This is a genomic window from Paracoccus sp. SCN 68-21 (genome assembly GCF_001724535.1).
Classification (GTDB): Bacteria; Pseudomonadota; Alphaproteobacteria; order Rhodobacterales; family Rhodobacteraceae; genus Paracoccus; species Paracoccus hibiscisoli.
On sequence record NZ_MEES01000021.1, the window covers coordinates 1 to 24,851 of the forward strand.

Below are 24,851 nucleotides of genomic sequence, written 5' to 3' on the forward strand. Positions count from 1 at the left end.
CGTACGCCCTCGAGTCCCACGACCGGATCGGGCTGCGCCGTAAGGGCGTTGATGCGCGGTTCGTGCTGTCGGGCGGCAAGGGGGCCGTGCTGCCGGCCGATGACGGGCTGGCCGCGCAGAGGCTGATCGTGGCGCTGGACCTGGATGGCGATCAGCGCGAGGCCCGCATCAGGCTGGCCGCGCGGCTGGACGAGGGCGATCTGCGGGCGCTGCATGGCGCGCGGATCGGCCAGCAGGCGGTCTGCGCATGGTCGCGCCGCGAAGGCCGGATCGTGGCGCGCCTGCAGGAGCGGCTTGGCGCGCTGGTGCTGTCGGACCGGCCCTGGCCCGACGCCCCGCCCCAGGCGATGGCCGCCGCCGCGCTGGAGGGGTTGCGCCTGGACGGGCTGTCCTGGACCCCTGCCGCCGCGCGCCTGCGGGCGCGGATCGCGCTGGTGCCCGGGCTGGGGCCGGTCTCGGATGCGGATCTGCTGGTGGATGGGGCCTGGCTGCTGCCTTGGCTGGGCCGGGTGCGCAGCTTGTCCGACCTGCGCGGGCTGGATCTGGTCGAGCCGTTGAAGGCCCGCATCGGGTGGGACGGCCAGCAGCGTCTGGACCGCGAGGCGCCGGGGCAGTTCACGACGCCCCTGGGACGCCGGGTGCCGATCGATTACGGGGGCGAGGACCCGTCGATCGAGCTGCGCCTGCAAGAGCTGTTCGGCGTCACCCGTCACCCGGCCGTGGGCGGGCGGCCCCTGCGGATCACGCTGCTGTCGCCGGGGGGCAAGCCGGTGCAGGTGACGATGGACCTGCCGGGGTTCTGGGCCAGTTCCTATGCCGATGTCAGGAAGGACATGCGCGGCCGCTATCCGCGCCACCCTTGGCCCGAGGACCCGACCGCCGCCGATCCGACCGTGCGGGCCAAGCCGCGCGGGACCTAGGCGACGGGATCTAGTCCACCGGGCGGATCAGCTTGGCGTCCAGCACGCGCAGCACCTGCGCCAGATCATGGCCGCGCTTGAGGACGCGCCCGTCCATCGCGATCACGGCATAGGCGCCCTGGGCCGCGCGCAGCCGGGGGCGTTTCTCGATCCGGTAGAGGGGGTTTTCGGCGGCGCGGCGAAACACGCTGAACACCGCCGCGTCGCGCAGGAAGGACATCCCGTAATCGCGCCATTCCCCCGCGGCCACGAAGCGGCCATAGGTCGACAGGATCAGGTCCAGTTCCTTGCGGTCGAACACCACGCGGTCGGCATCGGGCGGAGGGGCGTGCATCATGTCAGAATGGTGACACCCCGCCGCGGCCTGCGCAACGCGAAACGGATCAGAAGCAGCTGACCTTGGTGATGCGGCCGTTGGGGCCGTATTCGATGTTCAGCCGGTCGGGGCGGAAATCGGCGGTGACCATGTCCTCGGGGCCGATGACGCGGGTGCCCAGGGGAAAGTTCATCGTCGACAGCGCGGTGCGCGGCTGGCCGATCAGGCCCTGGTATCCCGCCGCGCCGCATTCGTCGGCGGCCACGGGCGGGGTCACGGGTTCGACCGCGACGGGCTCGCAGGCGGCCAGGGCGGTGACGGCAAGGATCAGGGCAAGCGTGGTCTTGTGCATCGGGGTCATCCGCAATCGATCTTGGTGATGGTGCCTGCCGCATCCAGGCGGAAGACGATCCGGTTGGGGTCATAGTCCTGGGGTTCGATCCCGCGATACTCGACCACGCGATAGGTCCGGCTGAGGCCGAGCGTCGGGATGCTGCTGCCCGGCTGTCCCACGCTGGAGGCATAGGTGCTGGCCTTGCACAGGTCGGGCTGGCGTTCGGTCAGCCCGCTGATGCCGGTGGCGGGGGCGGGCATGTCCATGCCCACGGGCATGGCCGCCGGAACGGGCACGGGGGAGGGATAGGCAATCGGCGCGGCTGCGGGATAGGCCACGGACGCCATCTGGGGCGCGGGGGCGACCTGTGGCACGGGGGCATAGGCCGGGGCCGCGTAATATCCGCCGCCCGGCGGCATCCGGCTGGCCGATGAGGCGCATCCCTGCGCCAGCATCACCAGTCCTGCGGCCGTCGCGGCCCGAAACATCCATCCCGTGCGGATCATCGCCTGTCACCCCTGCCGGTCCTGTCCCGGACCTTGTCGCAGTCACCATAGGCCCGCGCCGGGCCCTTGAGAACCCGGCATTTCAATCACGTTTCGATCATCGCAGGAATGCCACAGCGGCCCCTGCCACGGGGGAATCAGCGGCGGCCTTCGGCATGGGCGGACAGGAACAGCTGGGCCGCTTCGGCGGCGATGCGGTCTGCAGGGGGTGCCTTGCCGGTCAGCAGGGCGGGCTGCTGGACCTGGGTCGTGACCAGGGTCACCAGCTGGCGTGCCGATTGCCCATGGTCATGGGCGGCGAGCTGGCCGGTCTCGATCCAGCCGGCGATCACGCGGGCCAGGGGGGCAACCACGCGGTCGGTCATCATCGCGTCAAAGCTGGCGGCCTCTTGCGGAAAGCGCGTGGCCTCGGCGGTGACGCTGCGCAGCAGTTCCAGCCGGGGCGCGGACAGCGCCCATTGCGCCAGTTGGGTCAGGATCGCGGGCAGGGCCTCGGCCACGGGGCCGGTGCGGTCCGTGTCAAAGGGCGCCTGGCGGAACGCGTTGTCCGAGGTGGCCCGCAGCACCTCGCGGAACATCAGCGACTTTTCGGGAAAATAGCTGTAAAGGGTCGCCTTGGAGACGCGCGCGGCCCGGGCGATGTCATCCACGCTGGCCCCCGCATAGCCATCGCGCAGAAAGATCGCAGCCGCGCCGTCACGCACCTGGTCGAACTTGCGTCCCCGCGTGATCACGGCGGGGTTTGGGTGCATTGACATGTTCATCGTTACCATCCTCGTTTCCGTCCGAACCCGCGCGCTATCCGAACGGTTCAATCGTAGCGTAACTAATCGTGTGTAAGGTAGGCGACAGTATGAGGCAGAGGCAAGCAATCGCACAGCCCGACCATCGTATGTCGGTCACTTTTCCGTCCGATCGCCTGTGGCGGGGCGCCGCTGATTGGCCTAGCGTGCCCTCAATCGACCTTGCGCCGTGATCAGGAGGAAGCAGCCAATGTCCGTCAATACGACCTCGTTCCGGGATTCGGTGGATCGCATGTTCACCCATGCCGCGGGCCTGATGAGCCTTGCGCCCGGGTTGGAGGAGAAGATCCGCGTCTGCAACTCGACCTATACGGTGCGCTTCGGGGTGCGGCTGCGCGGGTCGATCCACACGTTCACCGGATACCGGTCCGTCCATTCCGAACATATGGAGCCGGTCAAGGGCGGCATCCGCTATTCGCTGGACGTGAACCAGGACGAGGTCGAGGCGCTGGCCGCCCTGATGACCTACAAATGCGCGCTGGTCGAGGTGCCGTTCGGCGGATCGAAGGGGGGCCTGTGCATCGACCCCCGCGCCTGGAACGAGGACGAGCTGGAGCGGATCACCCGCCGCTTTACCTATGAGCTGTCGCGCAGGAACCTGATCTCTCCGTCGCAGAACGTGCCCGCGCCCGACATGGGCACCGGGGAGCGCGAGATGGCGTGGATGGCCGATGCCTATAAGCGGCTGCACCCCGATGACATCAACGCCAAGGCTTGCGTCACCGGCAAGCCGCGCACCGCGGGCGGCATCGACGGGCGGGTCGAGGCGACGGGGCGGGGCGTGCAATATGCGCTGCGCGAATTCTTTCGCCATGACGACGTGATGACCAAGGCGGGTCTGACGGGTACTCTGGCGGGCAAGCGGGTCGTGGTGCAGGGCTTGGGCAATGTGGGCTATCACGCGGCCCAGTTCCTGTCGGCCGAGGATCAGTGCCTGGTCACCTGCGTGATCGAGCGCGACGGGGTGATCCGCAATCCGCAGGGCATCAACATCGACGCGCTGCGCGGCCATATCCGCGCGACGGGCGGGGTCAAGGGCTTTGCGGGCGGCGATTTTTCCGAGGACGGGTTGCGCGCGCTGGAGGATGAGTGCGACATCCTGATCCCGGCCGCGGTCGAGAGCGTGATCGATGCCGAGAACGCCCCCCGCATCCGCTGCAAGCTGATCATCGAGGCCGCCAACGGTCCCGTCACCGCCGACGGCGACGAGATCCTGCGCGAGAAGGGCATCGTCGTCATCCCCGACATGTATGCCAACGCGGGTGGCGTGACCGTGTCCTATTTCGAATGGGTCAAGAACCTGTCCCAGATCAGCCTGGGCCGGCTGGAGCGTCGCCACGAGGAGGCCCGTGCGCGCATGATCGTCGAGGAGCTGGAGCGGCTGTCGGCCGATACCGGCCTGAACTGGACCCTGTCCAAGGGCTTCAAGGAGAGCTTCCTGACCGGCGCGGACGAGCTGGAGCTGGTGCGGTCGGGTCTGGACGACACGATGCGGACCTCGTTCCAGAAGATGAAGGAGGTCTGGACCGCCAATCCCAAGGTGCGCGACATGCGGACGGCCGCCTATGTCGTGGCGATCCGGCGGATTTCCAACGTCTATAATTCGTTGGGGCTGTAGATAAGGGGGGCGCTGCCCCCCGGCCTGCGGCCTCCCCCCGGGATATTTTTCTGAAGAAGAAGTTTCAGGGGCGGGGGGCGGCGGCGCGGCGCAGGCGGTCGTTGATCGCCTGGCCCAGGCCGTGATCGGGGATCGGCGCGACCGAGATCGGGCGGCCCAAGACATCGGCGCGTCTGAGCAGATCGAAGAGGCGGGCTGCGGCCTGGGTCAGGTCGCCGCTGTCGGACAGGCTGAACGGGCCGGGGCTGCCGAAGGTGATGTGCGTTTCGCCGGGTTCCGGGGTAGCGTTCAGGCGCAGGGCGGCGCGGGGGGCGTAGTGGCTGGACAGTTGGCCTGGCGCGTTCGGAGCGGCGGGGTCGGCCTGATGCGTGGCCAGGGGTTCGCCGAGGGCGGCGGTGATCGCCTCGGCCGGGATGCCGCCAGGGCGCAGCATGGTGGCGCGGCCCTCGGGCCAGCCGATGATCGTCGATTCGACGCCGACCGGGCAGGGGCCGCCGTCCAGCACCGCGGCGATGCGTCCGTCCAGCCCGCCGTCAGGGTCCAGCACGTGATCGGCGTTGGTCGGGCTGATCCGCCCCGAGCTATTGGCCGAGGGCGCGGCCAGCGGCAGCCCCGACAGGCGCAGCAGCGATTGCGCCACCGGATGGGCCGGCACGCGGATGCCGATCGTGTCCAGCCCCGCCGTCACCAGCCCCGCGATGCCCGCATCGGCGCGCAGGGGCACGACCAGCGTCAGCGCGCCGGGCCAGAAGGCGCGCGCCAGCGCCAGCGCCTGCGGCGGCAGATGCGCCAGCCGTTGGGCCGCCGCCAGATCCGCGACATGCACGATCAGCGGGTTGAAGCTGGGCCGGCCCTTGGCCTGATAGATGCGCGCCACCGCCGCCCCGTCGCGGGCATCGGCGGCCAGGCCGTAGACCGTTTCGGTCGGAATGGCGACGCTTTCGCCCTGCGCCAGCAGGTCTGCGGCGCGGGCCAGTCCGGCGGCATTGGGGGACAGTCGCAGGGTCTGCATTCGTGACGCGGGGTTTCTGTTGAGCCTGAGGGGATCGCGGCCCAAGATGCCGCCTGACGCCCGTAGATAGACGCGCCCGGCCCCGATGCCAAGGCGCGAGGAGGAGACGCCCATGAGCTACAAGGCCCCCACAGCCCAGATCGACTTCATCCTGTCCCATGTCGTGCCCTTTGGCGAGCTGGCCCGCACCGACCGCTTTGCCGAGGCCACACCCGAAACCGCGACCGCCATCCTGTCCGAGGCCGGCAAGCTGGCCCAGAACGTGATGGCGCCGCTGAACTGGGGGGGCGACCAGACGCCCGCGCGGCTGGAGAACGGGGTGGTGCGGTCCTCGCCAGGCTTTGCCGAGGCGTTCCGGGCCATCGCGGAGGGGGGCTGGGTCGGGGTGTCGGCCGATCCGGAATACGGCGGAATGGGCCTGCCGCAGGCGCTGAACATGGCCGTGGCCGAGATGATGTCGGGCGCGAACCTGGCGCTGCAGCTGAACCCGATGCTGACCCAGGGCCAGATCGAGGCGCTTGAGCATCACGCCAGCGACGATCTCAAGGCGCGCTATCTGCCCAAGCTGATCAGCGGCGAATGGTCGGGCACGATGAACCTGACGGAGCCCGGCGCGGGCAGTGACGTGGGCGCGCTGACCACCCGGGCCGAGGATGCGGGCGACGGCACCTATCGCGTGTCGGGCCAGAAGATCTACATCACCTGGGGCGACAGCGACGTGACCGCGAACGTGTGCCATCTGGTGCTGGCGCGTCTGCCCGGTGCGCCCAAGGGCACGCGCGGCATCAGCCTGTTCATGGTGCCCAAGTTCATCCCCGATGAGGCCGGCGATCCGGGCGTGGCCAACAGCCTCAAGGTGGTTAGCCTAGAGCACAAGCTGGGCATCCATGGCAGCCCGACCTGCGTGATGTCCTATGAGGGCGCCACCGGCTGGCTGGTCGGCGAGGAGAACAAGGGTATGGCCGCCATGTTCACCATGATGAACTGCGCCCGCCTTGGCGTCGGCATGCAGGGCGTCGGCGTGGCCGAGGCGGCGCTGCAGAAGGCCGTGGCCTATGCGGTGGACCGCAACCAGATGGGACCGATCATCCAGCACCCCGATGTGCGCCGCATGCTGGCCACCGCGCGGGCCGAGGTCTTTGCCGCCCGCGCCATCGGCCTGGCCTGCGCCACCGCCATCGACATGGACCGCGCCACCGGCGACGCCGATCAGGCGGCCCGCGCGGCCTTCCTGACGCCAATCGCCAAGGCCTATGGCACCGATGTCGGCATCCGCGTCGCCGATATGGGCGTGCAGGTGCATGGCGGCATGGGCTATGTCGAGGAGACGGGTGCCGCACAATACCTGCGCGACGTGCGCATCACCTCGATCTATGAGGGCACGAACGGCATCCAGGCGATGGACCTGGTCGGCCGCAAGCTGTCCGATGGCGGCGAGGCCGCGATGCGCCTGCTGGACGAGGTTCTGGACGGCGCCAAGGCCGCGCAGGGCGCCCATCCGGCGCTGGCCCATCAGCTGTGGCAGGCGGCCGAGACGCTGCGCGAGGCGACGCAAGGCCTGCTGGACCGCGCCATGCCCGAACGGTTCGCGGGGGCGGTGCCCTATCTGACCGCATTCGCGCGGGTGCTGGGCGGGCATTACCACCTGCGCGCGGCGATGGCCGGGGGCGATGGTCACCGGGCGCTGGCGGCGGTCTTCATGGCGCGCGTCCTGCCCCATCACGCGGGCGATCTGGCCGAGGCGCTGGCCGGGCTGGACGATCTGACCGGCATCAGCGACGCGGCGCTGGCGGGCGACTTCGCGGCGTGATCCGCACGCCGCACGACACCCCGCCCGCCGAAGGGCAGGCCGTCACCGTCGCGCCCGGCGTGCTGTGGATGCGCCTGCCGCTGCCGATGAAGCTGGACCACGTCAACGTCTATGCGCTGGAGGATGACGACGGCTGGACCATCGTCGATACCGGCTTTGACACGGCCCGCGCCCGCCAGATCTGGCAGGGGCTGCTGGACGGTCCGCTGGCCGGGCGGCCGGTCGTGCGGGTGATCGGCACGCATCACCATCCCGACCATATCGGGCTGGCGGGCTGGTTCATGGAGCGCGGCGCCGATCTGTGGATGTCGCGGACCGCCTGGCTGATGGCGCGGATGCTGGTCCTGGACGTGCAGGACCGCGCCAGCCCGCAGGCGCTGGCCTTTTGGCGGCGCGCGGGCATGCCCGGCGATTTGCTGGAGCGGCGGGCAACTGAGCGGCCCTTCAACTTTGCCGATGTGGTGCATCCGCTGCCCCTGGGGTTCACCCGGCTGGCCGAGGGCGACATGGTCAGCTTTGGTCGCAGGCGCTGGCGGGTCGCGATGGGGCATGGGCATGCGCCCTGTCACGCGACGTTCTGGTCGCAGGACGACGATCTGGTGATCGGCGGCGACCAGCTGCTGCCCGCGATATCGCCCAATCTGGGCGTCTATCCGACCGAGCCGCTGGCCGATCCGGTGGGCGAATGGATCGACAGCTGCACCCGGCTGCGCGCACTGGCGCGGCCCGACCAGCTGGTCCTGCCGGGGCACAAGTTGCCCTTTACAGGGCTGCCCTTTCGGCTGGACCAGCTGATCGCGAACCACCACACCGCGCTGGAGCGGTTGGCGCAGGCGCTGGCCCAGGCCCCGCGCACGGCGGTCGGCTGTTTCGACATCCTGTTCCGCCGCCGCATCGGCGAGGGAGAGTTCGGCCTGGCCCTGGTCGAGGCGGTGGCGCATCTGAACCATCTGCATCGCGCGGGCGTGATCCGACCTGCGGGCGAAACCGACGGTGCGGTGCTGTGGGGGGCGTGACAGGTCCGCCATCATGGGGTAACGCAGGACAAACGCAATCACTGGGGGCAGGCATGGCCGATTACGACAACAAACCCGAAGCGACGCAGGGCAGCATGGATCTGTCCGACCACAAGAAGACCTTTTCGGGTTTCATCCGCGCCTCGGTCTGGATCACCGGCCTGTCCCTGGGCGTGCTGGTGTTCCTGGCCCTGGTCAACGGCTGACCGGACCGGCACCCGGCATGAAAAGACGCGTCTTTCTGGCGGCGGCCCTGCCCGTCGCCCTGGCCGCCTGCGGGGCGGAGAACATCTGGGCCAGCGATGAGCGCGTCCGCGCGGCGCGCTATGTCTCGCCCGAGCCGCCGTCGATCACGCTGTTCACCGTCATCGGGATTCCCCGGGGCGAGGGCGGCCATTCGGCGCTGATGATCAATGGCAGCCAGCGGGTGATCTATGACCCGGCGGGCAGCTGGCAGCACCCCAATATCCCCGAACGCGGGGACGTGCTGTATGGCATCACCGACAACTTCAAGAACTTCTACATCGATTACCACGCGCGCGAGACCTATTGGGTGGCCGAGGATACGATCCGCGTGCCGCTGGACGTCGCTGATTTCGCCATCCGTCGGGCAGAGCAGAACGGCCCCGGTGCCAAGAGCTTTTGCGCGCGGGAATCGGCGCGGGTCCTGTCGGGCGTGCCAGGGTTCGAGACGGTGCCGCAGGGGTTCTCTCCGCTGAAGCTGCGCGAATGGTTCCTGCGCCAGCCGGGGGTGATCTCCAAGCGGCATCAGGATGGCGACCCGGCCAACAACCACGACGTGCTGCTGCGCCAGAAGGATGGCCGGATCGTCGGCTATAACAGGTAAAGCAGACCCGCCAGCGTGATGCCCCCGGCCAGGATGGCCAGCATCACGTTGCGGGTCAGGACCCCCACCGCCACCGTGGCCGCCGCGGCGGCCATGCGCGCGGGGTCCGCCGCCCCGCCCGTCGCCGCGGGCCACACGACCAGCGGCGCGACCAGCGCGGGCAGCACCGCCACTGGCGTGTATCGCAGCATCCGCATCACCCAGCCCGGCAGGTCCCGGTCGCCCAGGGCGCCCAGAAAGGACCAGCGGATCAGATAGGTGCCGACTCCCAGCACCAGGATGACGGTCCAGATCTCAGCCGGGGATGCCTGCATCGCGCGCCTCCTTGCGTTCGGTCCGCCACTCGACCAGCGCGCCCGTGGCCATGCCCGCCGGCGCCGCGATCAGCAGGCCCAGCCCCGAGGGCAGCCCCGCCAGCACCAGCGCCAGCACGATCGCCACGAAACAGGCCGCCAGATGCGCGGGCGTGCGCAGCATCGGCGCGATCATCGCCAGAAAGGTGATCGGCATGGCGAAATCCAGCGCGATCTCATCGGGGATGGCCTGGCCCACGGTCGCGCCGACCCAGGTGGCGATCATCCAGGGCACGCAAAGCGCGACCGCCGTGCCGCCGAAATAGGCCAGCCGCTGCGGGACGCTCAGCCGCGGGTGGCGCTCGTAATGCTGGATCGACAGCGCATAGCTTTGGTCGATCAGGGCATAGGCGACCCAGGCCTTGTGCCGCCCCGACGCGCCGCGCAGCCAAGGCAGCAGCGACGCCGAATACATCGCCATGCGCAGGTTCACGGCCAGCCCCGACAGGATCACGATGATCGCGGGGGCGTTGTCCGACAACAGCTGCACGGCGGTGAATTGCGACGCCCCCGCCAGCACCAGCACGGAAAAGCCCATCACCTCGGCCAGGTTCAGCCCGGCCTCGGTCGCGACGACGCCGAACAGGACCGCAAAGGGGATGATGACCACCAGAAACGGCAGCGATTGCACGATGCCGTGCCGAAAGGCGGCGGCCGGGCTGCGCATCAGCGCGCGGGCCGAGGCCTCGTCGGCGGCGGCCTGCCGGTTCCGGGGGCGGGGTTCGGGGGCGGGGGACATGGCGCTTTCGTCTGGCTGCGTTTCGCGCCACCTTGCTTGCACGACGCGCAAGGCAAGACAAGGCCAGCCGATGCAGATCCTGCACCCCATTCCCGCGCCCCTGCTGCCTGCCGCGGCGGCGCTGTGGCGGGCGCATTTCGGGCGCCGTGGCTGGCCGCAGCGGGTCCATGCGGGGCATGGGCTGGTGGCCGTGGATGCGGCGGGGGTGGTGCTGGGCGTGATGGGGCTGCGCGATGCGGCGGGCGGGTTTGCCGACGGGGGCGCGGGCTGGCCCGGCTGGCTGTTTCGCGCTGCCCCCGCGACGGGGGATCTGGTGATCGACGGGCTGGCGGTGTGCCTGCCGCGACAGGGTGTCGGGCGCGCTCTGGTGGACCATGCCCGCCATCTGGCGCAGGGTACGGCGCGGCCGGGCCTGCGGGCCGAGGTGCGCGCCCGCAACCGGGGCGCGTTGGCGTTCTATGCCGATATCGGGTTCGAGGCGCAGGCGGTCGGGCGCTATGGCCTGCCCTGGTGGGGGCAGGTCCATGTACTGCGCCTTGCGGCCTAGCCGAAGACCCCCGATACCCGCCCCAACAGCATGAAGGCCCGCGCCGACCGGCTGTCGGCCAGCACCGCGATCTGCATGTCGTCCAGCGCGGGGACCAGCCCGGCCAGCAACCCGTCGAAATGGCGCAGGAAATGATGCGCCGTGTCGCGGAATATCTCGTCCTCGGCCAGCATGGCGGCGGCGATCTCCAGCGCGTCGGGGTTGTGGATGCCGCCAAGTGCCGCCACCGCGCTGCCGCGTTCGCCCGCGGCAAAGCGGCGCCAGACATCGGGGCGCGCGGATTCCGGCGGCAGGTCGTCCATATAGACGTCACGCCCGGCCATCAGCGTGACGACATCCTGCGCGGCCCGCAGGACGCGGGAATGGGCCGGGTCCTGCAGCGCGTGGCGCAGCGCGTCGATGGCGTCGTGATCGTCCGGCCCGTCGGGAAAGTTCAGCGCCCGGATCAGGGTCACCGGATCGACCGATTCGCCCTGCGGATCCAGGCGCAGGGCGGCCTGACGCTGATCGGCGGTGGGGCGGGCCTTGGGCAGAGGCGCGCGGGGGCGGGGCGCATCGCCGCGCGATGCGGGTTCTGCCCTGGATTGCGCAGGCTCGGCCCGGGCGTCATCGGGCATGGCCGGGTCCTGCGGGGGCAGCTCGGAGAGGGGCAGGTCCTCGTCCAGGGACGTGTCGCCGCGCATTTGGGCCAGGCGGGCGCGCAGGTCCTGCGCCTCGGCGCGCAGCTCGGCCAGCTGGCGGGCCAGCGACACGCCCAGCCAGATCAGCGCCACGGGCAGCACCATCCCCATGGTCAGGACCAGGCGCGCGACGCCGCCCGGGCTGTCGGATGGCGCCGCGGGCCCCAGCAGCCAGAACAGCGCCATCAGGAACAGCCAGATGCCGGTCAGGGTCATGCCGACCGTGGTGATGCGGTCGCGGTTCGAAAGGCTGGCGATGCGTGCGATCAGGGACATGGGGTCATCCGTAACGGATCTCGACGATCTCGTAGCTGCGCTGGCCACCGGGGGTGGTGACCTCGACGCTGTCGCCCTCATCCTTGCCGATCAGCGCGCGCGCCAGAGGAGAGCGGATGTTCAGCAGGCCGCGTTCAATATCGGCCTCGGCCTCTCCGACGATCTGATAGTTGCGCTCTTCCTCGGTATTCTCGTCGATCAGCTTGACGCGGGCGCCGAACTTGATGCTGCCCGACAGCTTGGAGGGGTCGATGACCTCGGCCCGCGACAGCAGGGCCTCCAGCTCCTTGATGCGGCCCTCGACAAAGCCCTGCTTTTCGCGGGCGGCGTGGTATTCGGCGTTTTCCGACAGATCGCCATGTTCGCGCGCCTCGGCGATGGCGCGGATGATGGCGGGCCGTTCCTTGGATTTCAGAACGCCCAGCTCTCGCTCCAGGTTCTGGACGCCTGTCGGGGTCATCGGTATCTTTTCCATCGCTGCCCTGTCCTTCCGGGATGCGTTCGTCCTGCGTGTGCCAAGCCAACGCCCCTGCCATAGCGATATGGCAGGGGCGCGAAGCTGATCGGGGGACATGGTNGCAGGGGCGCGAAGCTGATCGGGGGACATGGTGCCCAAAATGCCGCCCAATGCAAGCCTGCATCCGGCGCCGACGCCTGTCGCGCGCAATCCACCGCCGCGTCACGATTGCCCCCGTCGCCCGGTCTGGTTATCTGTGGACAACGCCAGATTGCCACGGAGGGGGCCCCAGCACATGACCGATCAGACGGACATCAGCCGCGAATCGATGGAATACGACGTCGTGATCGTGGGCGCCGGGCCTGCGGGCCTGTCCGCCGCGATCCGGCTGAAGCAGGTCGATCCCGACCTGTCCGTCGTCGTGCTGGAAAAGGGGTCCGAGGTCGGTGCCCACATCCTGTCGGGCGCGGTGCTGGACCCCTGCGGGCTGGACCGGCTGATCCCCGACTGGAAGGAGCGCGGCGCGCCGCTGACCACCCCGGTCACCGAGGACAACTTCTATGTCCTGGGCGAGGCGGGGCAGGTCCGCGTGCCGAACTGGCCGATGCCGCCCCTGATGTCGAACCACGGCAACTACATCGTCAGCATGGGCAATGTCTGCCGCTGGCTGGCCGAACAGGCCGAGGCCCTGGGCGTCGAGATCTTTCCCGGCATGGCCGCCAGCGCCGTGGTCTGGGAGGGCGACCGGGTCAAGGGTGTCGTCGCGGGCGAATTCGGCCGCAATCCCGACGGCACGCCCGGCGACGGCTATGAGCCGGGGATGGAGCTGCACGGCAAATATGTCTTCATCGCCGAGGGCGTGCGCGGCAGCCTGGCCAAGCAGATCGACGCGCGGCTGAACCTGTCGGCCACTGGCGATCCGCAGAAATACGGCCTGGGCATGAAGGAGATCTGGGAGGTTTCCCCGGAGAAGTTCAAGCAGGGCCGCGTCATTCACACGATGGGCTGGCCCCTGGGCAAGAACGCGGGCGGCGGCAGCTTCATCTATCACTTCGAGAACAACCAGGTGCTGGTCGGTTTCGTCGTCCACCTGAACTATGAGAACCCGCACCTGTATCCCTATATGGAGTTCCAGCGCTTCAAGCACCATCCGATGGTGGCCGAGCTGCTGGAGGGGGGCAAGCGCATCAGCTATGGCGCCCGCGCCATCAGCGAGGGCGGCTGGCAGTCGCTGCCGCAGCTGTCCTTTGACGGCGGCGTGCTGCTGGGCTGTTCGGCGGGCATGGTCAACGTGCCGCGCATCAAGGGCAACCACAACGCGATGATCTCGGGGATCGAGGCCGCCGATGCCGCCGCTGCCGCCATCAAGGCGGGCCGCGAGGGCGACCGGCTGACCGATTACGATCAGGCCGTTCGGTCCGGCGATATCGGCAAGGACCTGAAGAAGGTCCGCAACGTGAAACCGATCTGGTCGCGCATGGGCCTGTCGGCCAGCCTGATGCTGGGCGCGGTGGACATGTGGACCGCGAACCTGACCGGCTGGAACCCGCTTGGCACCTGGAGTCACGGCAAATCGGATGCCGCCGCCACCGGCAAGGCCGCCGATCACAAGCCGATCGACTATCCCCGCCCGGACGGCAAGCTGTCCTTTGACCGGCTGACCAACGTGGCCTTCAGCTTTACCAACCACGAGGAGCATCAGCCCTGTCACCTGCGGCTGCGCGACGCGTCGGTGCCCATCGCGGTCAACCTGCCGGTCTATGCCGAACCCGCGCAGCGCTATTGCCCCGCGGGCGTCTATGAGGTGGTCGAGGATGCGCAGGGCCCGCGTTTCGTGATCAATTTCCAGAACTGCGTGCATTGCAAGACCTGCGATATCAAGGACCCCAGCCAGAACATCGTCTGGACCACACCGCAGGGTGGCGACGGGCCGAACTACCCGAACATGTGATGAAACCGCGGGGCGGGGGCGTTGCTTGCCCCCGCCCGGCCCGTTACGCTGGACGCAACGCAAACGTGAACGTCCGGAAGTGCCTCGTGACCCAGATCCGCCCCCGTCCCACCCTGCTGCGCCTGGCCCTGATCGCCGGGCTGATGGGGGCCACCGCGCTGCCGGTCCTGGCGCAGGACACCGACGCCGCGCCGCCGATCCGCGGCCTGGCCGGACCCTATCTGGCCGCCCGCATGGCCACAGTCGAGAACGATTTCCGCGCCGCCGCACGCTATTTCGTGCAGGCTTCGGCGCATGATCCCCAAGACGTCTATCTGCAGGACAGCGCGCTGGTGGCGCTGGCCTCGTCCGGCGAGGTCGAGCGGGCGGCGGTCATGGCCGAACGCCTGTTCCTGGAGGAGCGCCCGACCGAGCTGGCGGGCCTGCTGCGCCGCGCCCAGCTGATCCGGGCCGAGGACTGGCAGGGCGTCATCGACCTGATCGAGGCCAATCGCAGCCCCGACCTGCCGCTGGAGCAGGACCTGATGGACGGCACCATCCGGGCCTGGGCCCTGCTGGGCGCGGGGCGCGCCACCGATGCCGTCGCCGCCTTCGAGGCGATGACGGCGGGCGAGGCGCTGGCCCCCATCGTGAACTATCATTTGGCGCTGGCCCGGGCGCTGGCCGGCGACTATGAGGCCGCCGACCGCCTGATCCTGCAATCCGAGGCCAGCGGACATCTGATGGGCCTGACCGCCCGCGTGCAGATCCTGTCGCAGCTGGATCGCCAGGACGAGGCGCTGGCACTGCTGGCCGACATCGAGGGGCTGGAGGCCGAGCCGCAGCTGCTGGCCCTGCGCCAGCGGCTGGAGCAGGGCCAGCCCGTGCCCTTTGACGTGGTGGCGGGGCCGGGCGACGGCATCGCGCATCTGCTGCTGTCCTTTGCCTCGGCCCTGGCCAGCAGCCCCGACCCCGAGCCGCTGGCGCTGATCCACGCGCGCCTGGCGGCCTGGATCGCCCCCCAGAACCCCGAGGCGCGGCTGATGTCCGCGCAGCTGCTGCAGGACCGCCAGCAGTTCGACCTGGCCGAGGCCGAATTCGACGCCGTGCGCCGCATGGGCCAGATGCGCCCCCAGGCCGAGCTGTCGCGCATCGACGCCCTGTCGCGCGCCGACCGCCGCGAGGAGGCCGAAAAGGCCGCGCTGGCGCTGTCCTCGGCCTATCCCGGGCTGGCGCAGTCCTGGGTCGCGCTTGGCGACGTGATGCGCCAGCAGGAGAAATACGCCGAGGCCGTGCCCAGCTATGACCGGGCGCTGGACCTGTTGGCCGATGCGCCGCCTCAGGCGCGCTGGTTCCCGCTTTACGCGCGCGGCATCGCGCTGGAGCGGTCGGGCCAGTTCGAGCGTGCCGAGGCCGATCTGCTGGCCGCGCTGGAGATCCGCCCCGATCAGGCCAGCCTGCTGAACTATCTGGGTTATTCCTGGATCGACCGGAACCAGAATCTGGACCGCGCCCTGGAGATGATCAAGCGCGCGGTCGAGCTGTCGCCCGGCGACGGCTATATCCTGGACAGCCTGGCCTGGGCCTATTTCCGGCTTGGCCGCTATCAGGACGCGGTGGCCCCGATGGAGCAGTCGATCGCCACGATGGCTTCCGACCCGCTGGTCAACGATCATCTGGGCGACATCTACTGGATGGTGGGCCGCTATCGCGAGGCGCAGATCCAGTGGCGCCGCGCCCTGTCGCTGGAACCCGCCGAAAGCGGCGAGGTCGATGCCGACCGCATCCGCGCCAAGCTGGATCGCGGGCTGGAGGCCGTCATGGCCGAGGAGGACGGCCCCGTGGCCAGCGCCCCCAGCCAATCGCCGCAGACCGAGGCCGACGCGACCGAATGACCCTGACCGAAGGCGCACCGGCCAAGCTGAACCTGGCGCTGCATGTGACGGGGCGGCGCGGCGACGGCTATCACCTGCTGGATTCGCTGGTCTGTTTCGCCACCGTCGGCGATGTCGTCACGCTGACCCCCGGCCCGCTGTCCCTGACCATCGACGGCCCCTTTGCTGCGGGGCTGGAGGCCGGGGACGACAACCTGTGCCTGCGCGCCGCGCGTCTGGCGGGGGGGCAGGCCGCGATCCGGCTGACCAAGGCGCTGCCCGTCGCCTCGGGGATCGGGGGCGGGTCCGCCGATGCGGCGGCGGTGCTGCGCGGGATGGCGCGGATGGGGCACCCGCTGCCCGACCGGACCGAACGTCTTGGCGCGGATGTGCCGGTCTGCCTGGCCAGCCGCCCCGCGCGGATGCAGGGCATCGGAGAGGTCGTGACCCCGCTGCCACCCTTGCCCGCGCTGCATCTGGTGCTGGTCAATCCGCGCGTCGCCGTGCCCACGCCCGCGATCTTTGCCGGGCTGGCGCAGCGCGACAACCCGCCCCTGCCGCCCATCCCGGCCTTTGCCGATGCGGATGCGCTGATCGGCTGGCTGGCGGGCACGCGCAACGACCTGCAGGCCCCGGCCATCGCCGCGGCCCCCGTCATCGCCCAGGTGCTGGACGCGCTGTCGGGGCAGGGCGCGCGGCTGGCGCGCATGTCGGGGTCGGGGGCGACCTGTTTTGGGCTGTTCGCGGATGCGGCGGCCGCGTCGCGGGCCGCTGCGGCGCTTGCGCGCAACGGCTGGTGGGCGGTGCCGACCGAACTGGCATCCGCCCCCGCCCCCCGCTAGACTGCCGCCAGCAATCCGGAGGACCCCATGCTGCGCCTTGGCGTCAACATCGACCACGTCGCCACCATCCGCAACGCGCGCGGCTCTCCGTGGCCCGACCCGCTGCGCGCCGCCCTGCTGGCCGAGGCCGCGGGCGCGGACGGCATCACCGCGCATCTGCGCGAGGATCGCCGCCATATCAGCGACGCCGATATCGACGCGCTGATGGCGGGCCTGACCCTGCCGCTGAACTTCGAGATGGCCGCCACGCCCGAGATGCAGGCAATCGCCCTGCGCCACCGCCCGCATGCCGTCTGCATCGTCCCCGAAAAGCGCGAGGAGCGCACGACCGAAGGCGGCCTGGACGTCGCGGGTAACGCGGATGCGCTGGCCGCCTATATCGCGCCGCTGCGCGAGGCGGGCTGCCGGGTGTCGCTGTTCATCGGCCACCAGCCCGACCAGATCCGCGCCAGCGCCCGCATCGGCGCCGCGGTGGTCGAGCTGCATACCGGGGCCTATTGCGACCTAGACACCGAGGGCCGCCACGCCGAACGCGACGCCGAACTGGACGCCCTGCGCGAGGGGGCCGCGCTGGCCCACAGCCTGGGGTTGGAGGTTCATGCGGGCCACGGCCTGACCTTCGACACCGTCGGCCCCATCGCCGCAATTCCCCAGATCGCGGAGCTGAACATCGGGCATTTCCTGATCTCGGAATCGGTGTTTATGGGGCTGGACGGTGCCATCCGCGAGATGCGCGCCCGCATGGATGCCGCACGCCCATGATCCTGGGGATCGGCACGGATCTGGCCAATATCGACCGCATCCAGGGCACGCTGGACCGGTTCGGCGACCGGTTCCGCACCCGCGTCTTTACCGACACCGAATTGGCCAAGGCCGCCCGCCGCGCCGATGAGGCGGGCACGCTGGCCAAACGATGGGCCGCCAAGGAGGCCTGCTCCAAGGCGCTTGGCACGGGGCTGGCCATGGGCATCAGCTGGCGCGACATGGCGGTGACGAACCTGACCAGCGGACAGCCGGTCATGGCGCTGACCGGATGGGCCGCGGACCGGCTGGCGGCGATGACACCGCCCGGCCATCACGCCATCGTGCATGTCACCCTGACCGACGACCACCCCTGGGCGCAGGCCTTCGTGGTGATCGAGGCGCGTCCGGGCCCTGCGCCTGCTTGACTTTTGACCGCCCCCCGGACCATGAACGCCCGGATGCAGGGGCGCGGCCCCGGGACAAAAAGGACCACGCGGAATGGCCACAGCGGCACCCAAGAAGAAAGACGGCATCTGGGAGACGGTCAAGACCATCTTCTGGGCGCTGGTGATCGCCGGCATCTTCCGCACGCTGTTCTTTCAGCCGTTCTGGATTCCCTCGGGCAGCATGAAGGACACGCTGCTGATCGGCGACTTCCTGTTCGTGAACAAGATGGCCTATGGCTATTCCGCGCATAGCTGCCCGTTCTCGATGTGCCCCATCAGCGGCCGCATCCTGGAGCGCGAGCCGCAGCGCGGAGAGGTCGCGGTGTTCCGTCACCCCACCCGCAACGTCGATTTCATCAAGCGCGTGATCGGCCTGCCCGGCGACACGATCCAGATGCGCGGCGGCCGGCTGTGGATCAATGGCGAACCCGCCCCCACCGCCCCCGCCGGCGATTTCATCGAGATCAAGGAACAGCAGGGCCCGCAGGGCCTGATCCCGCGCTGCATCAACGACCCGGTCCCCGAGGGCGGCCAGTGCATCAAGGAACGCTTCACCGAGACCCTGCCCGGCGGCAACAGCCATGACGTCCTGAACATCATGGATGGCTGGGTGGCCGACGACACGCCGACCTTCACCGTGCCTGCGGGCCAGTATTTCTTCATGGGCGACAACCGCGACAATTCCGAGGACAGCCGCTTTCCCGCAGAGATCGGCGGCCTGGGCTTCGTTCCGTCCGAATTCCTGATCGGGCGCGCGGACCGGATCATGTTCTCGTCGGCGGGGCGCTCGCTGCTGTATTTCTGGACCTGGCGGTCCGACCGCTTCTTCAAGGCGGTGGAGTGACGCCCTCGTCGGACATCCGGGCCTTCATGGCCCGTCTGGGGCACGATTTCGCGCGACCCGAGCTGCTGATCCGCGCGCTGACGCATGGCTCGATCGCCAGCGTCACGCGGCCCGACAACCAGCGGCTGGAATTCCTGGGCGACCGCGTCCTGGGCCTGGTCATGGCCGAGGCGCTGTTCAGCGCCGACACCGCCGCCACCGAAGGCCAGCTGGCGCCCCGCTATAACGCGTTGGTGCGCGGAGAGACCTGCGCCGCCGTCGCCCGCGACCTGTCCTTGGGCGAGGTGCTGAAACTGGGCCGGTCCGAGATGCTGTCGGGCGGCCGCCGCAAGGATGCGCTGCTGGCCGATGCGATGGAGGCCGTGCTGGCCGCCGTCTATCTGGATGCGGGTTTTGATGCCGCGCGCCGGGTCGTGCTGCGCCACTGGGCGCCGCGGCTGGCCCGCGTCGATGCCGACAGCCGCGACGCCAAGACCGCCCTGCAGGAATGGGCCCAGGCCCAGGGCATGCCGCCCCCCGTATACGAGCAGACCGACCGCAGCGGTCCCGACCATGCGCCGGTCTTTCTGATCACCGTCCGGCTGAAGGATGGCCGCCACGCGCAGGCCCGCGGCACGGGCACCAAGCGCAGCATCGAACAGGCCGCCGCGCAATCGCTGCTGGATCGGCTGGAAGGACAGACATGACCGACGACATCACCCCCGACCTGCCCCCCGAGCCCTCCTCGCCGCCCGATGACGGCCCGACCCGCGCCGGTTTCGTGGCCCTGATCGGCGAACCCAATGCCGGGAAATCGACGCTGTTGAACCAGATGGTCGGCGCCAAGGTCAGCATCGTGACCCACAAGGTCCAGACGACCCGCGCCCGCATCCGCGGCATCGCCATGCACGGCCCTGCGCAGATCGTCTTCGTGGACACGCCGGGCATCTTTCGCCCGCGCCGCCGCCTGGACCGCAGCATGGTCGCCGCCGCTTGGGGCGGGGCGTCGGATGCCGACATCGTGCTGGTCCTGATCGAGGCGCATCGCGGCCTGACCGACGGCACGCAGGCGATCCTGGATCAGCTGGTGAACCTGGGCAAGGGCACCCCCGTCGCGCTGATCATCAACAAGATCGACCGCGTCAAGGCCGAGACCCTGCTGGCCCTGTCCCAACAGCTGAACGAGGCCTATCCCTTTGCCGAGACCTTCATGATCTCGGCCATGCGGGGTCACGGCTGCCAGCAGCTCCGCGGCTGGCTGGCCCGCAGCCTGCCCGAAAGCCCGTGGCTCTACCCCGAGGATCAGATCGCCGACCTGCCCATGCGCATGATCGCCGCCGAGATCACCCGCGAAAAGCTGACCCTGCGCCTGCACGAGGAGATCCCCTATCAGCTGACGGTGGAAACCGAGGCCTGGGAGGAGAAAGACGACGGCAGCGCCCGCGTCGAACAGGTCGTTTATGTCGCCCGCCAGGGCCACAAGGGCATCGTGCTGGGCAAGGGCGGAGAGACGATCAAGGCCGTGGGCCAGGCCGCCCGGGTCGAGCTGGAGGAGTTCATGGGCCGCCGCGTCCACCTGTTCCTGCAGGTCCGCGTCCGCGAGAACTGGGAGAACGAGGCCGAGCGCTATGACGAGATCGGCCTGAACTTCCGCGACGGCGATGGCTGAGGCGCGTCTGGCTGCGTCCCTGTGGGTCGCCGCCTATCTGGCGCGGCTGGCCCAGGTCAGCATCCCCGCCTATGTGCTGGCGCGCGGCGACGACACGGCGGGCGCCATCGCGGTGAAATGCGCGCATCTGGACGGCAACGCCGCGCTGTGGATGCGCGAATGGGACATGGACAGCGACACGCGCCCCTGGGTTGCGGTGCAGACCGGTCCCGAACGCGACATCGACGCCGCCATCGCCCGCCAGCGGTCCCGCGACCGCGATCTGTGGGTGCTGGAGATCGAGGCGCGCGACGGGCGCACCCTGCTGGATCAGGACGGGTTGTTCTGACCTCTGGCGGGGGGGGACGTTGCAGAATATGCATCTGCCATGAGCATCCCGCAGAGTGATTCGCCCAAGGGCCTCGTCTATGCCATCGCGGCCTATGGGCTGTGGGGGTTTCTGCCCATCTACATGAAGGCGCTGGCCCATCTGCCCGCCGCCGAGATCATCGCCCATCGCATCATCTGGTCGCTGCCCATCGCCGCCGCCGTCCTGTTGTGGCAGGGCCGCGCGGCCGAGGTCGGCCAGGCCCTGCGCCAGCCGCGCCTGCTGGCGATGGGGGCGCTGACGGCGATGCTGATCTCGGTCAACTGGCTGATCTATGTCTGGGCCATCGCCAACGATCAGGCGATGGACGCGGCCCTGGGCTATTATATCAACCCGCTGTTCAGCGTGCTTCTGGGTGCCACGCTGTTGGGTGAACGGCTGTCGCGCGGCCAGTTCGCGGCCATCGCGCTGGCGGCCACGGCGGTCATCATCCTGACCGCGCAGGCGGGGGGCTGACCCTGTCCTGGGGGTTCTATGCCTATTGCAAGAAAAGCCTGCCGCTTGGCCCCAACCAAGGCTTCACGCTGGAGGTGCTGCTGCTGGCGCCGCTGGCCGGCGGGTTCCTGATCTGGCAGGCCGTCCAGGGCCAGTCGCATTTCACCAGCGGGGGCTGGGCGCAGACCCTGCTGTTGCTGGGCTGCGGGCCGGTCACGGCCATTCCGCTGCTGTTCTATGCCAACGGGGCCAAGCTGATCCGCCTGTCCACCATCGGCATCCTGCAATATATTGCGCCGACGATGATCTTCCTGTGCGCGGTGCTGATCTTCGGCGAACCCTTTGACGGGGCGCGGCTGGTGGCCTTTCCGCTGATCTGGGCGGCGCTGGCGATCTATTCGGTGACGCTGCTGCGTCAGGCGGGACAGCGCCGCCGCGACCGCCGCGATCTGGCCGCGCGGCGCATGCAATAGGCACAACAGGCGGGGGCGCCCAATGGAATGGCAGGCAGACGGCACCGTGATCGCCCGCCGCCCGCATGGCGAGACGGCGGTCATCATCGACGTGCTGACCCTGGAACACGGGCGCCATGCGGGCGTCGTGCCGGGCGGCGCCTCGCAGAAACGCGCCGCGATGCTGCAACCGGGCGCGCGGCTGTCCCTGCGCTGGCGGGCGCGGCAGGCCGATCAGCTGGGCAGCTTTGCCGCCGAACCGGTGCGGATGCGCGCCGGGCTGATGGGCGATCAGACCGCGCTGGCGGGGCTGAACGCGATCTGCGCGCTGCTGGTCTTTGCCCTGCCGGAACGCGATCCGCACCCCCTTCTGGTGGCCCGGACCGAGGCGCTGCTGGACCTGATCGAGGCGGGTGCGGACTGGCCGCAGACCTATCTGGCCTGGGAGATGCTGCTGCTGGACGAGATGGGATACGGCCTTGATCTGTCGGCCTGCGCGGTGACCGGCGCGACCGAGGGGCTGGCCTATGTCAGCCCGCGCACGGGCCGGGCGGTCAGCCGCGAAGGGGCGGGGGACTGGGCCGACCGGCTGCTGCCGCTGCCTGCGCTGCTGGGCGGGGCGGGCGACAACCGGGGGCGCGATCTGGCCGAGGGGCTGGCCATCACCGGGCATTTTCTGGAACATCGGCTGGCGCCCGATCTGGTCGGGCGCCCTTTGCCGGCCGCGCGGGGCCGGCTGATGCGGCGGTTGCTGGACCGCTGAGGGCCTTACTGGTTGCCGCGTGCCGCCGACAGGGCGTCGGTCGCGGATTCCGCCGGGCGGCCGCTTTCAAAGATCAGCCAGGTCGGGCCCTTGATGCGCAGGACGCCGCCGTAATACTCCATCTCGGTCGCCTGCTGCAGCGCCTGGAAGAACCGCTGTTCGACGGCCTCGTCGGCGCAGCCGGACACGCCGCTGGTCTGCAGCGGCTCAAAGGCCACGGCGGGCAGGGGCACGGTGTTCCTGGCGGCATAGCCGTTGCAGGGGCCGCGGCCCGACACGCCTTCGGGGCGGGTGGTCAGGGTGATGTTGCGCAGCGGCACGGTGCCGTTGCCGATGCCCACCAGCACGTAATCATTGGCGGGAATGCCGCCCATCGGATCGCCGGCGGGCGTCGTCTCGCACGCGGCCAGGGTCAGTGTGGCGATGGCGGCCAGGGCAAGGGCGGGTCGGATCGTGAAGGACATGGGCAGGCTCCTATGGGCGCAGACAAGCAGGGCTGAGGTGGTCTAGCGCCATTCCGCCGATCGATCCAGCCCGCCCGCGCATCATCCCAGCAGACGACGCGCGATCACCTGGGCCTGGATCTCGGCCGCGCCCTCGAAGATGTTCAGGATGCGGGCGTCGCACAGCACGCGGCTGATCTGGTATTCCAGCGCGAAACCGTTGCCACCGTGGATCTGCAGCGCATTGTCCGCCGCCGACCAGGCGACGCGGGCGCCCAGCAGCTTGGCCATCCCGGCCTCCACGTCGCAGCGGTGACCGTGATCTTTTTCCCACGCGCTGAAATAAGTCAGCTGCCGCGCGATCAGGATTTCGACAGCCATCATCGCCAATTTGTCAGCCACGCGCGGGAACGCGGCCAAAGGCTTGCCGAACTGCTTGCGGTCCAGCGCGTATTGCAGCCCCAGCTCCAGCGCGTTCTGCGCCACGCCGATCGCGCGGGCCGCGGTCTGGATGCGGGCGGATTCGAACGTCTCCATCAGCTGCTTGAAGCCGCGGCCTGTCTCTCCGCCCAGAAGGTTCGCGCCATTCACGCGGAACCCGTCAAAGGCCAGCTCGTATTCCTTCATGCCGCGATAGCCCAGGACCTCGATCTCGCCGCCGGTCATGCCGGGGGTGGGGAAGGGGTCGGCATCTGTGCCGGGCGTCTTTTCGGCGATGAACATCGACAGGCCGCGATAATCGGTCGTGTCGGGGTCCGTGCGCGCCAGCAGCGTCATGATATGGGTGCGTGCGGCATGGGTGATCCAGGTCTTGTTGCCGGTCACCACCCAATCGTCGCCATCGCGCACCGCGCGGGTGCGCAGCGCGCCCAGATCGCTGCCGGTATTGGGTTCGGTAAAGACCGCCGTGGGCAGCGTCTCTCCGCTGGCCAGCCGGGGCAGCCACTGCGCCTTTTGCGCATCGGTGCCGCCGCACAGGATCAGTTCGGCCGCGATCTCGCTGCGCGTGCCAAGGGAGCCCACGCCGATATAGCCGCGCGACAGCTCCTCTGACACCACGACCATCGCGGCCTTGGACATGCCCAGGCCGCCGAATTCCTCGGGAATGGTCAGGCCAAAGACGCCCAGTTCGGCCAGCTCCTCGATGATCTCCATCGGGATCAGCTGGTCCTTGAGGTGCCACTCATGGGCGTGGGGGACGACCTTGTCGTCGGTCCAGCGGCGGAACTGGTCGCGGATCATCTCCAGATCCTCGTCCAGACCCGATGCGCCAAAGGTCGCGGCGCCCTTGTTCTGCGCCATCAGCCGGGCCAGCTCGGCGCGGGCCTCGGGCGTGTTGCCCGCCATCAGCGCGCGGGCCTCGTCCGAGGGCTGCCAGTCGACGTCCAGATCGGACAGGCGGGCGAATTCGGTCTGGCTCATGGGGATGCCGCCCATGATCTGGGTCAGGTACTCGCCCCAGCCGATCTGCGTGATCAGCGCCTCGATGGGGCCGTCCACGCGCGCGGACCAGGCCTGCAGCTGGCGCAGCGAGAAGACATAGGTCGCAAGCCAGGACAGCGCATGGGCGGCATGCTGATGCTGTTCCAGAAGCGGCGCGTCGATGCGGCCCCCGGCGCTGACGCGGGCGCGCAGGCCGTCGGTCGCGCGGGCCAGCAGGGCGTCCAGCTCGGACAGGACGGTTTCGGACCGGTGCGGCATGTCTTTCATCGATTCGTCCTCTTTCGGCATTGCAGCATGGATAAGGCCTTCGCAGGTGCAGCGCAACAAATATGCGCAAGGGGCGTTTCCTGCGACCTAATATGTCGCACTGAAATTCATCCTTTGCG

The 24,851-nt window shown here is 69.4% G+C and carries 28 protein-coding genes and 1 pseudogene; 18 read left to right on the top strand and 11 right to left on the bottom strand.

The annotated features are described in order from the left end of the window. Nucleotides 1–920 (top strand): ATP-dependent helicase C-terminal domain-containing protein (locus tag ABS73_RS08545; RefSeq protein ID WP_286693431.1); only part of this gene is annotated, 920 nt, incomplete at its 5' end. A 10-nt stretch (nt 921–930) separates the two neighbouring features. Here the strand turns inward: ABS73_RS08545 and ABS73_RS08550 are convergent. From ABS73_RS08550 to ABS73_RS08565, 4 genes are all read right to left on the bottom strand, one after another. Beyond that, complete coding sequence (locus tag ABS73_RS08550) at nt 931–1,257, bottom strand: DUF2794 domain-containing protein (RefSeq protein ID WP_277024529.1); 327 nt, start codon at nt 1,255–1,257, stop codon at nt 931–933. A gap of 46 nt (nt 1,258–1,303) precedes the next feature. Next, the gene (locus ABS73_RS08555; protein ID WP_286693432.1) at nt 1,304–1,597 is read right to left on the bottom strand and encodes an I78 family peptidase inhibitor; all 294 of its coding nucleotides are present in this window, start codon (nt 1,595–1,597) and stop codon (nt 1,304–1,306) included. Further along, nucleotides 1,594–2,076: a hypothetical protein gene (locus ABS73_RS08560; protein ID WP_277024526.1), complete on the bottom strand. Its 483-nt coding sequence runs from the start codon at nt 2,074–2,076 to the stop codon at nt 1,594–1,596. The genes ABS73_RS08555 and ABS73_RS08560 overlap by 4 nt, the downstream gene beginning before the upstream one ends. A gap of 137 nt (nt 2,077–2,213) precedes the next feature. After that, nucleotides 2,214–2,840: a TetR/AcrR family transcriptional regulator gene (locus tag ABS73_RS08565; RefSeq protein WP_277024524.1), complete on the bottom strand. Its 627-nt coding sequence runs from the start codon at nt 2,838–2,840 to the stop codon at nt 2,214–2,216. A gap of 229 nt (nt 2,841–3,069) precedes the next feature. Between ABS73_RS08565 and ABS73_RS08570 the strand changes: the two genes are divergently transcribed. Further along, nucleotides 3,070–4,497: a Glu/Leu/Phe/Val family dehydrogenase gene (locus ABS73_RS08570; protein ID WP_277024522.1), complete on the top strand. Its 1,428-nt coding sequence runs from the start codon at nt 3,070–3,072 to the stop codon at nt 4,495–4,497. A gap of 64 nt (nt 4,498–4,561) precedes the next feature. Here the strand turns inward: ABS73_RS08570 and ABS73_RS08575 are convergent, their stop codons facing one another. Continuing rightward, nucleotides 4,562–5,509, bottom strand: coding sequence for an L-threonylcarbamoyladenylate synthase (locus ABS73_RS08575; RefSeq protein WP_277024521.1), 948 nt, complete (start codon nt 5,507–5,509; stop codon nt 4,562–4,564). Between the two features lie 112 nt (nt 5,510–5,621). On the opposite strand from ABS73_RS08575, the gene ABS73_RS08580 reads away from it, so the two are divergent. The 4 genes from ABS73_RS08580 to ABS73_RS08595 are packed head-to-tail and all read left to right on the top strand — an operon-like array spanning nt 5,622 to nt 9,182. Beyond that, on the top strand, nt 5,622–7,319 hold the full coding sequence (locus ABS73_RS08580; RefSeq protein ID WP_277024520.1) for an acyl-CoA dehydrogenase: 1,698 nt from the start codon (nt 5,622–5,624) through the stop codon (nt 7,317–7,319). After that, complete coding sequence (locus tag ABS73_RS08585) at nt 7,316–8,335, top strand: MBL fold metallo-hydrolase (RefSeq protein ID WP_277024518.1); 1,020 nt, start codon at nt 7,316–7,318, stop codon at nt 8,333–8,335. The genes ABS73_RS08580 and ABS73_RS08585 overlap by 4 nt, the downstream gene beginning before the upstream one ends. A 53-nt stretch (nt 8,336–8,388) precedes the next feature. Continuing rightward, nucleotides 8,389–8,541 carry an aa3-type cytochrome c oxidase subunit IV gene (locus ABS73_RS08590; protein ID WP_277024517.1) on the top strand — a complete coding sequence of 51 codons (153 nt, stop codon included), beginning with the start codon at nt 8,389–8,391 and terminating at the stop codon, nt 8,539–8,541. 17 nt (nt 8,542–8,558) lie between these two features. Next, nucleotides 8,559–9,182 carry a hypothetical protein gene (locus ABS73_RS08595; protein WP_136855287.1) on the top strand — a complete coding sequence of 208 codons (624 nt, stop codon included), beginning with the start codon at nt 8,559–8,561 and terminating at the stop codon, nt 9,180–9,182. Here the strand turns inward: ABS73_RS08595 and ABS73_RS08600 are convergent. Both ABS73_RS08600 and ABS73_RS08605 read right to left on the bottom strand, forming a co-directional pair. After that, nucleotides 9,170–9,496 carry an AzlD domain-containing protein gene (locus ABS73_RS08600; RefSeq protein ID WP_136855288.1) on the bottom strand — a complete coding sequence of 109 codons (327 nt, stop codon included), beginning with the start codon at nt 9,494–9,496 and terminating at the stop codon, nt 9,170–9,172. The genes ABS73_RS08595 and ABS73_RS08600 overlap by 13 nt on opposite strands. Continuing rightward, the gene (locus ABS73_RS08605; protein WP_277024543.1) at nt 9,477–10,202 is read right to left on the bottom strand and encodes an AzlC family ABC transporter permease; all 726 of its coding nucleotides are present in this window, start codon (nt 10,200–10,202) and stop codon (nt 9,477–9,479) included. Before ABS73_RS08605 ends, ABS73_RS08600 begins: the two co-directional genes overlap by 20 nt. A gap of 142 nt (nt 10,203–10,344) precedes the next feature. Here ABS73_RS08605 and ABS73_RS08610 point away from each other — a divergent pair, with 142 nt between their 5' ends. Further along, a complete protein-coding gene (locus ABS73_RS08610) occupies nt 10,345–10,821 on the top strand; it encodes a GNAT family N-acetyltransferase (protein WP_277024514.1) in 477 nt (158 codons plus the stop codon). On the opposite strand, the gene ABS73_RS08615 is transcribed toward ABS73_RS08610, so the two are convergent. Together ABS73_RS08615 and greA are read right to left on the bottom strand one after the other, a co-directional pair. Then, nucleotides 10,818–11,777: a hypothetical protein gene (locus ABS73_RS08615; RefSeq protein WP_277024513.1), complete on the bottom strand. Its 960-nt coding sequence runs from the start codon at nt 11,775–11,777 to the stop codon at nt 10,818–10,820. The two genes, ABS73_RS08610 and ABS73_RS08615, sit on opposite strands and share 4 nt — an antisense overlap. 4 nt (nt 11,778–11,781) lie before the next feature. Beyond that, a complete protein-coding gene (greA, locus tag ABS73_RS08620; RefSeq protein WP_277024511.1) occupies nt 11,782–12,252 on the bottom strand; it encodes a transcription elongation factor GreA in 471 nt (156 codons plus the stop codon). A gap of 277 nt (nt 12,253–12,529) precedes the next feature. On the opposite strand from greA, the gene ABS73_RS08625 reads away from it, so the two are divergent. The 11 genes and pseudogenes from ABS73_RS08625 (at nt 12,530) to recO (ending at nt 22,579) form a co-directional block, all read left to right on the top strand. Next, on the top strand, nt 12,530–14,185 hold the full coding sequence (locus ABS73_RS08625; protein ID WP_277024510.1) for an electron transfer flavoprotein-ubiquinone oxidoreductase: 1,656 nt from the start codon (nt 12,530–12,532) through the stop codon (nt 14,183–14,185). Between the two features lie 86 nt (nt 14,186–14,271). Then, the gene (locus ABS73_RS08630; RefSeq protein WP_277024508.1) at nt 14,272–16,059 is read left to right on the top strand and encodes a tetratricopeptide repeat protein; all 1,788 of its coding nucleotides are present in this window, start codon (nt 14,272–14,274) and stop codon (nt 16,057–16,059) included. Next, nucleotides 16,056–16,880, top strand: coding sequence for a 4-(cytidine 5'-diphospho)-2-C-methyl-D-erythritol kinase (locus ABS73_RS08635; protein ID WP_277024507.1), 825 nt, complete (start codon nt 16,056–16,058; stop codon nt 16,878–16,880). The genes ABS73_RS08630 and ABS73_RS08635 overlap by 4 nt, the downstream gene beginning before the upstream one ends. Before the next feature lie 27 nt (nt 16,881–16,907). Then, entirely contained in the window at nt 16,908–17,642 is a 735-nt protein-coding gene (locus ABS73_RS08640; RefSeq protein ID WP_136855296.1) for a pyridoxine 5'-phosphate synthase, read from the top strand. After that, a complete protein-coding gene (gene acpS / locus ABS73_RS08645) occupies nt 17,639–18,049 on the top strand; it encodes a holo-ACP synthase (RefSeq protein WP_136855297.1) in 411 nt (136 codons plus the stop codon). The genes ABS73_RS08640 and acpS overlap by 4 nt, the downstream gene beginning before the upstream one ends. Nucleotides 18,050–18,122: 73 nt before the next feature. Continuing rightward, the gene (gene lepB / locus ABS73_RS08650) at nt 18,123–18,914 is read left to right on the top strand and encodes a signal peptidase I (protein WP_277024504.1); all 792 of its coding nucleotides are present in this window, start codon (nt 18,123–18,125) and stop codon (nt 18,912–18,914) included. 26 nt (nt 18,915–18,940) lie between these two features. Next, nucleotides 18,941–19,600, top strand: a complete 660-nt coding sequence (gene rnc / locus ABS73_RS08655; RefSeq protein WP_423805197.1) for a ribonuclease III — start codon at nt 18,941–18,943, stop codon at nt 19,598–19,600. Next, nucleotides 19,597–20,562: a GTPase Era gene (era, locus tag ABS73_RS08660; RefSeq protein WP_277024501.1), complete on the top strand. Its 966-nt coding sequence runs from the start codon at nt 19,597–19,599 to the stop codon at nt 20,560–20,562. The genes rnc and era overlap by 4 nt, the downstream gene beginning before the upstream one ends. After that, nucleotides 20,555–20,890, top strand: coding sequence for a DUF1491 family protein (locus ABS73_RS08665; RefSeq protein WP_277024499.1), 336 nt, complete (start codon nt 20,555–20,557; stop codon nt 20,888–20,890). The genes era and ABS73_RS08665 overlap by 8 nt, the downstream gene beginning before the upstream one ends. A gap of 39 nt (nt 20,891–20,929) precedes the next feature. After that, nucleotides 20,930–21,837, top strand: a pseudogene (gene rarD / locus ABS73_RS08670) (EamA family transporter RarD). A 22-nt stretch (nt 21,838–21,859) separates the two neighbouring features. Further along, nucleotides 21,860–22,579 carry a DNA repair protein RecO gene (recO, locus tag ABS73_RS08675; RefSeq protein WP_277024495.1) on the top strand — a complete coding sequence of 240 codons (720 nt, stop codon included), beginning with the start codon at nt 21,860–21,862 and terminating at the stop codon, nt 22,577–22,579. A gap of 5 nt (nt 22,580–22,584) precedes the next feature. Here recO and ABS73_RS08680 read toward each other — a convergent pair whose 3' ends face one another. Together ABS73_RS08680 and ABS73_RS08685 are read right to left on the bottom strand one after the other, a co-directional pair. After that, nucleotides 22,585–23,043 (bottom strand): META domain-containing protein, encoded by a 459-nt coding sequence (locus ABS73_RS08680; RefSeq protein ID WP_136855304.1) that lies wholly within the window; start codon nt 23,041–23,043, stop codon nt 22,585–22,587. Nucleotides 23,044–23,124: 81 nt separating this feature from the next. Then, nucleotides 23,125–24,753 (bottom strand): acyl-CoA dehydrogenase family protein, encoded by a 1,629-nt coding sequence (locus ABS73_RS08685; RefSeq protein ID WP_277024494.1) that lies wholly within the window; start codon nt 24,751–24,753, stop codon nt 23,125–23,127. Nucleotides 24,754–24,851 lie beyond the last annotated feature (98 nt).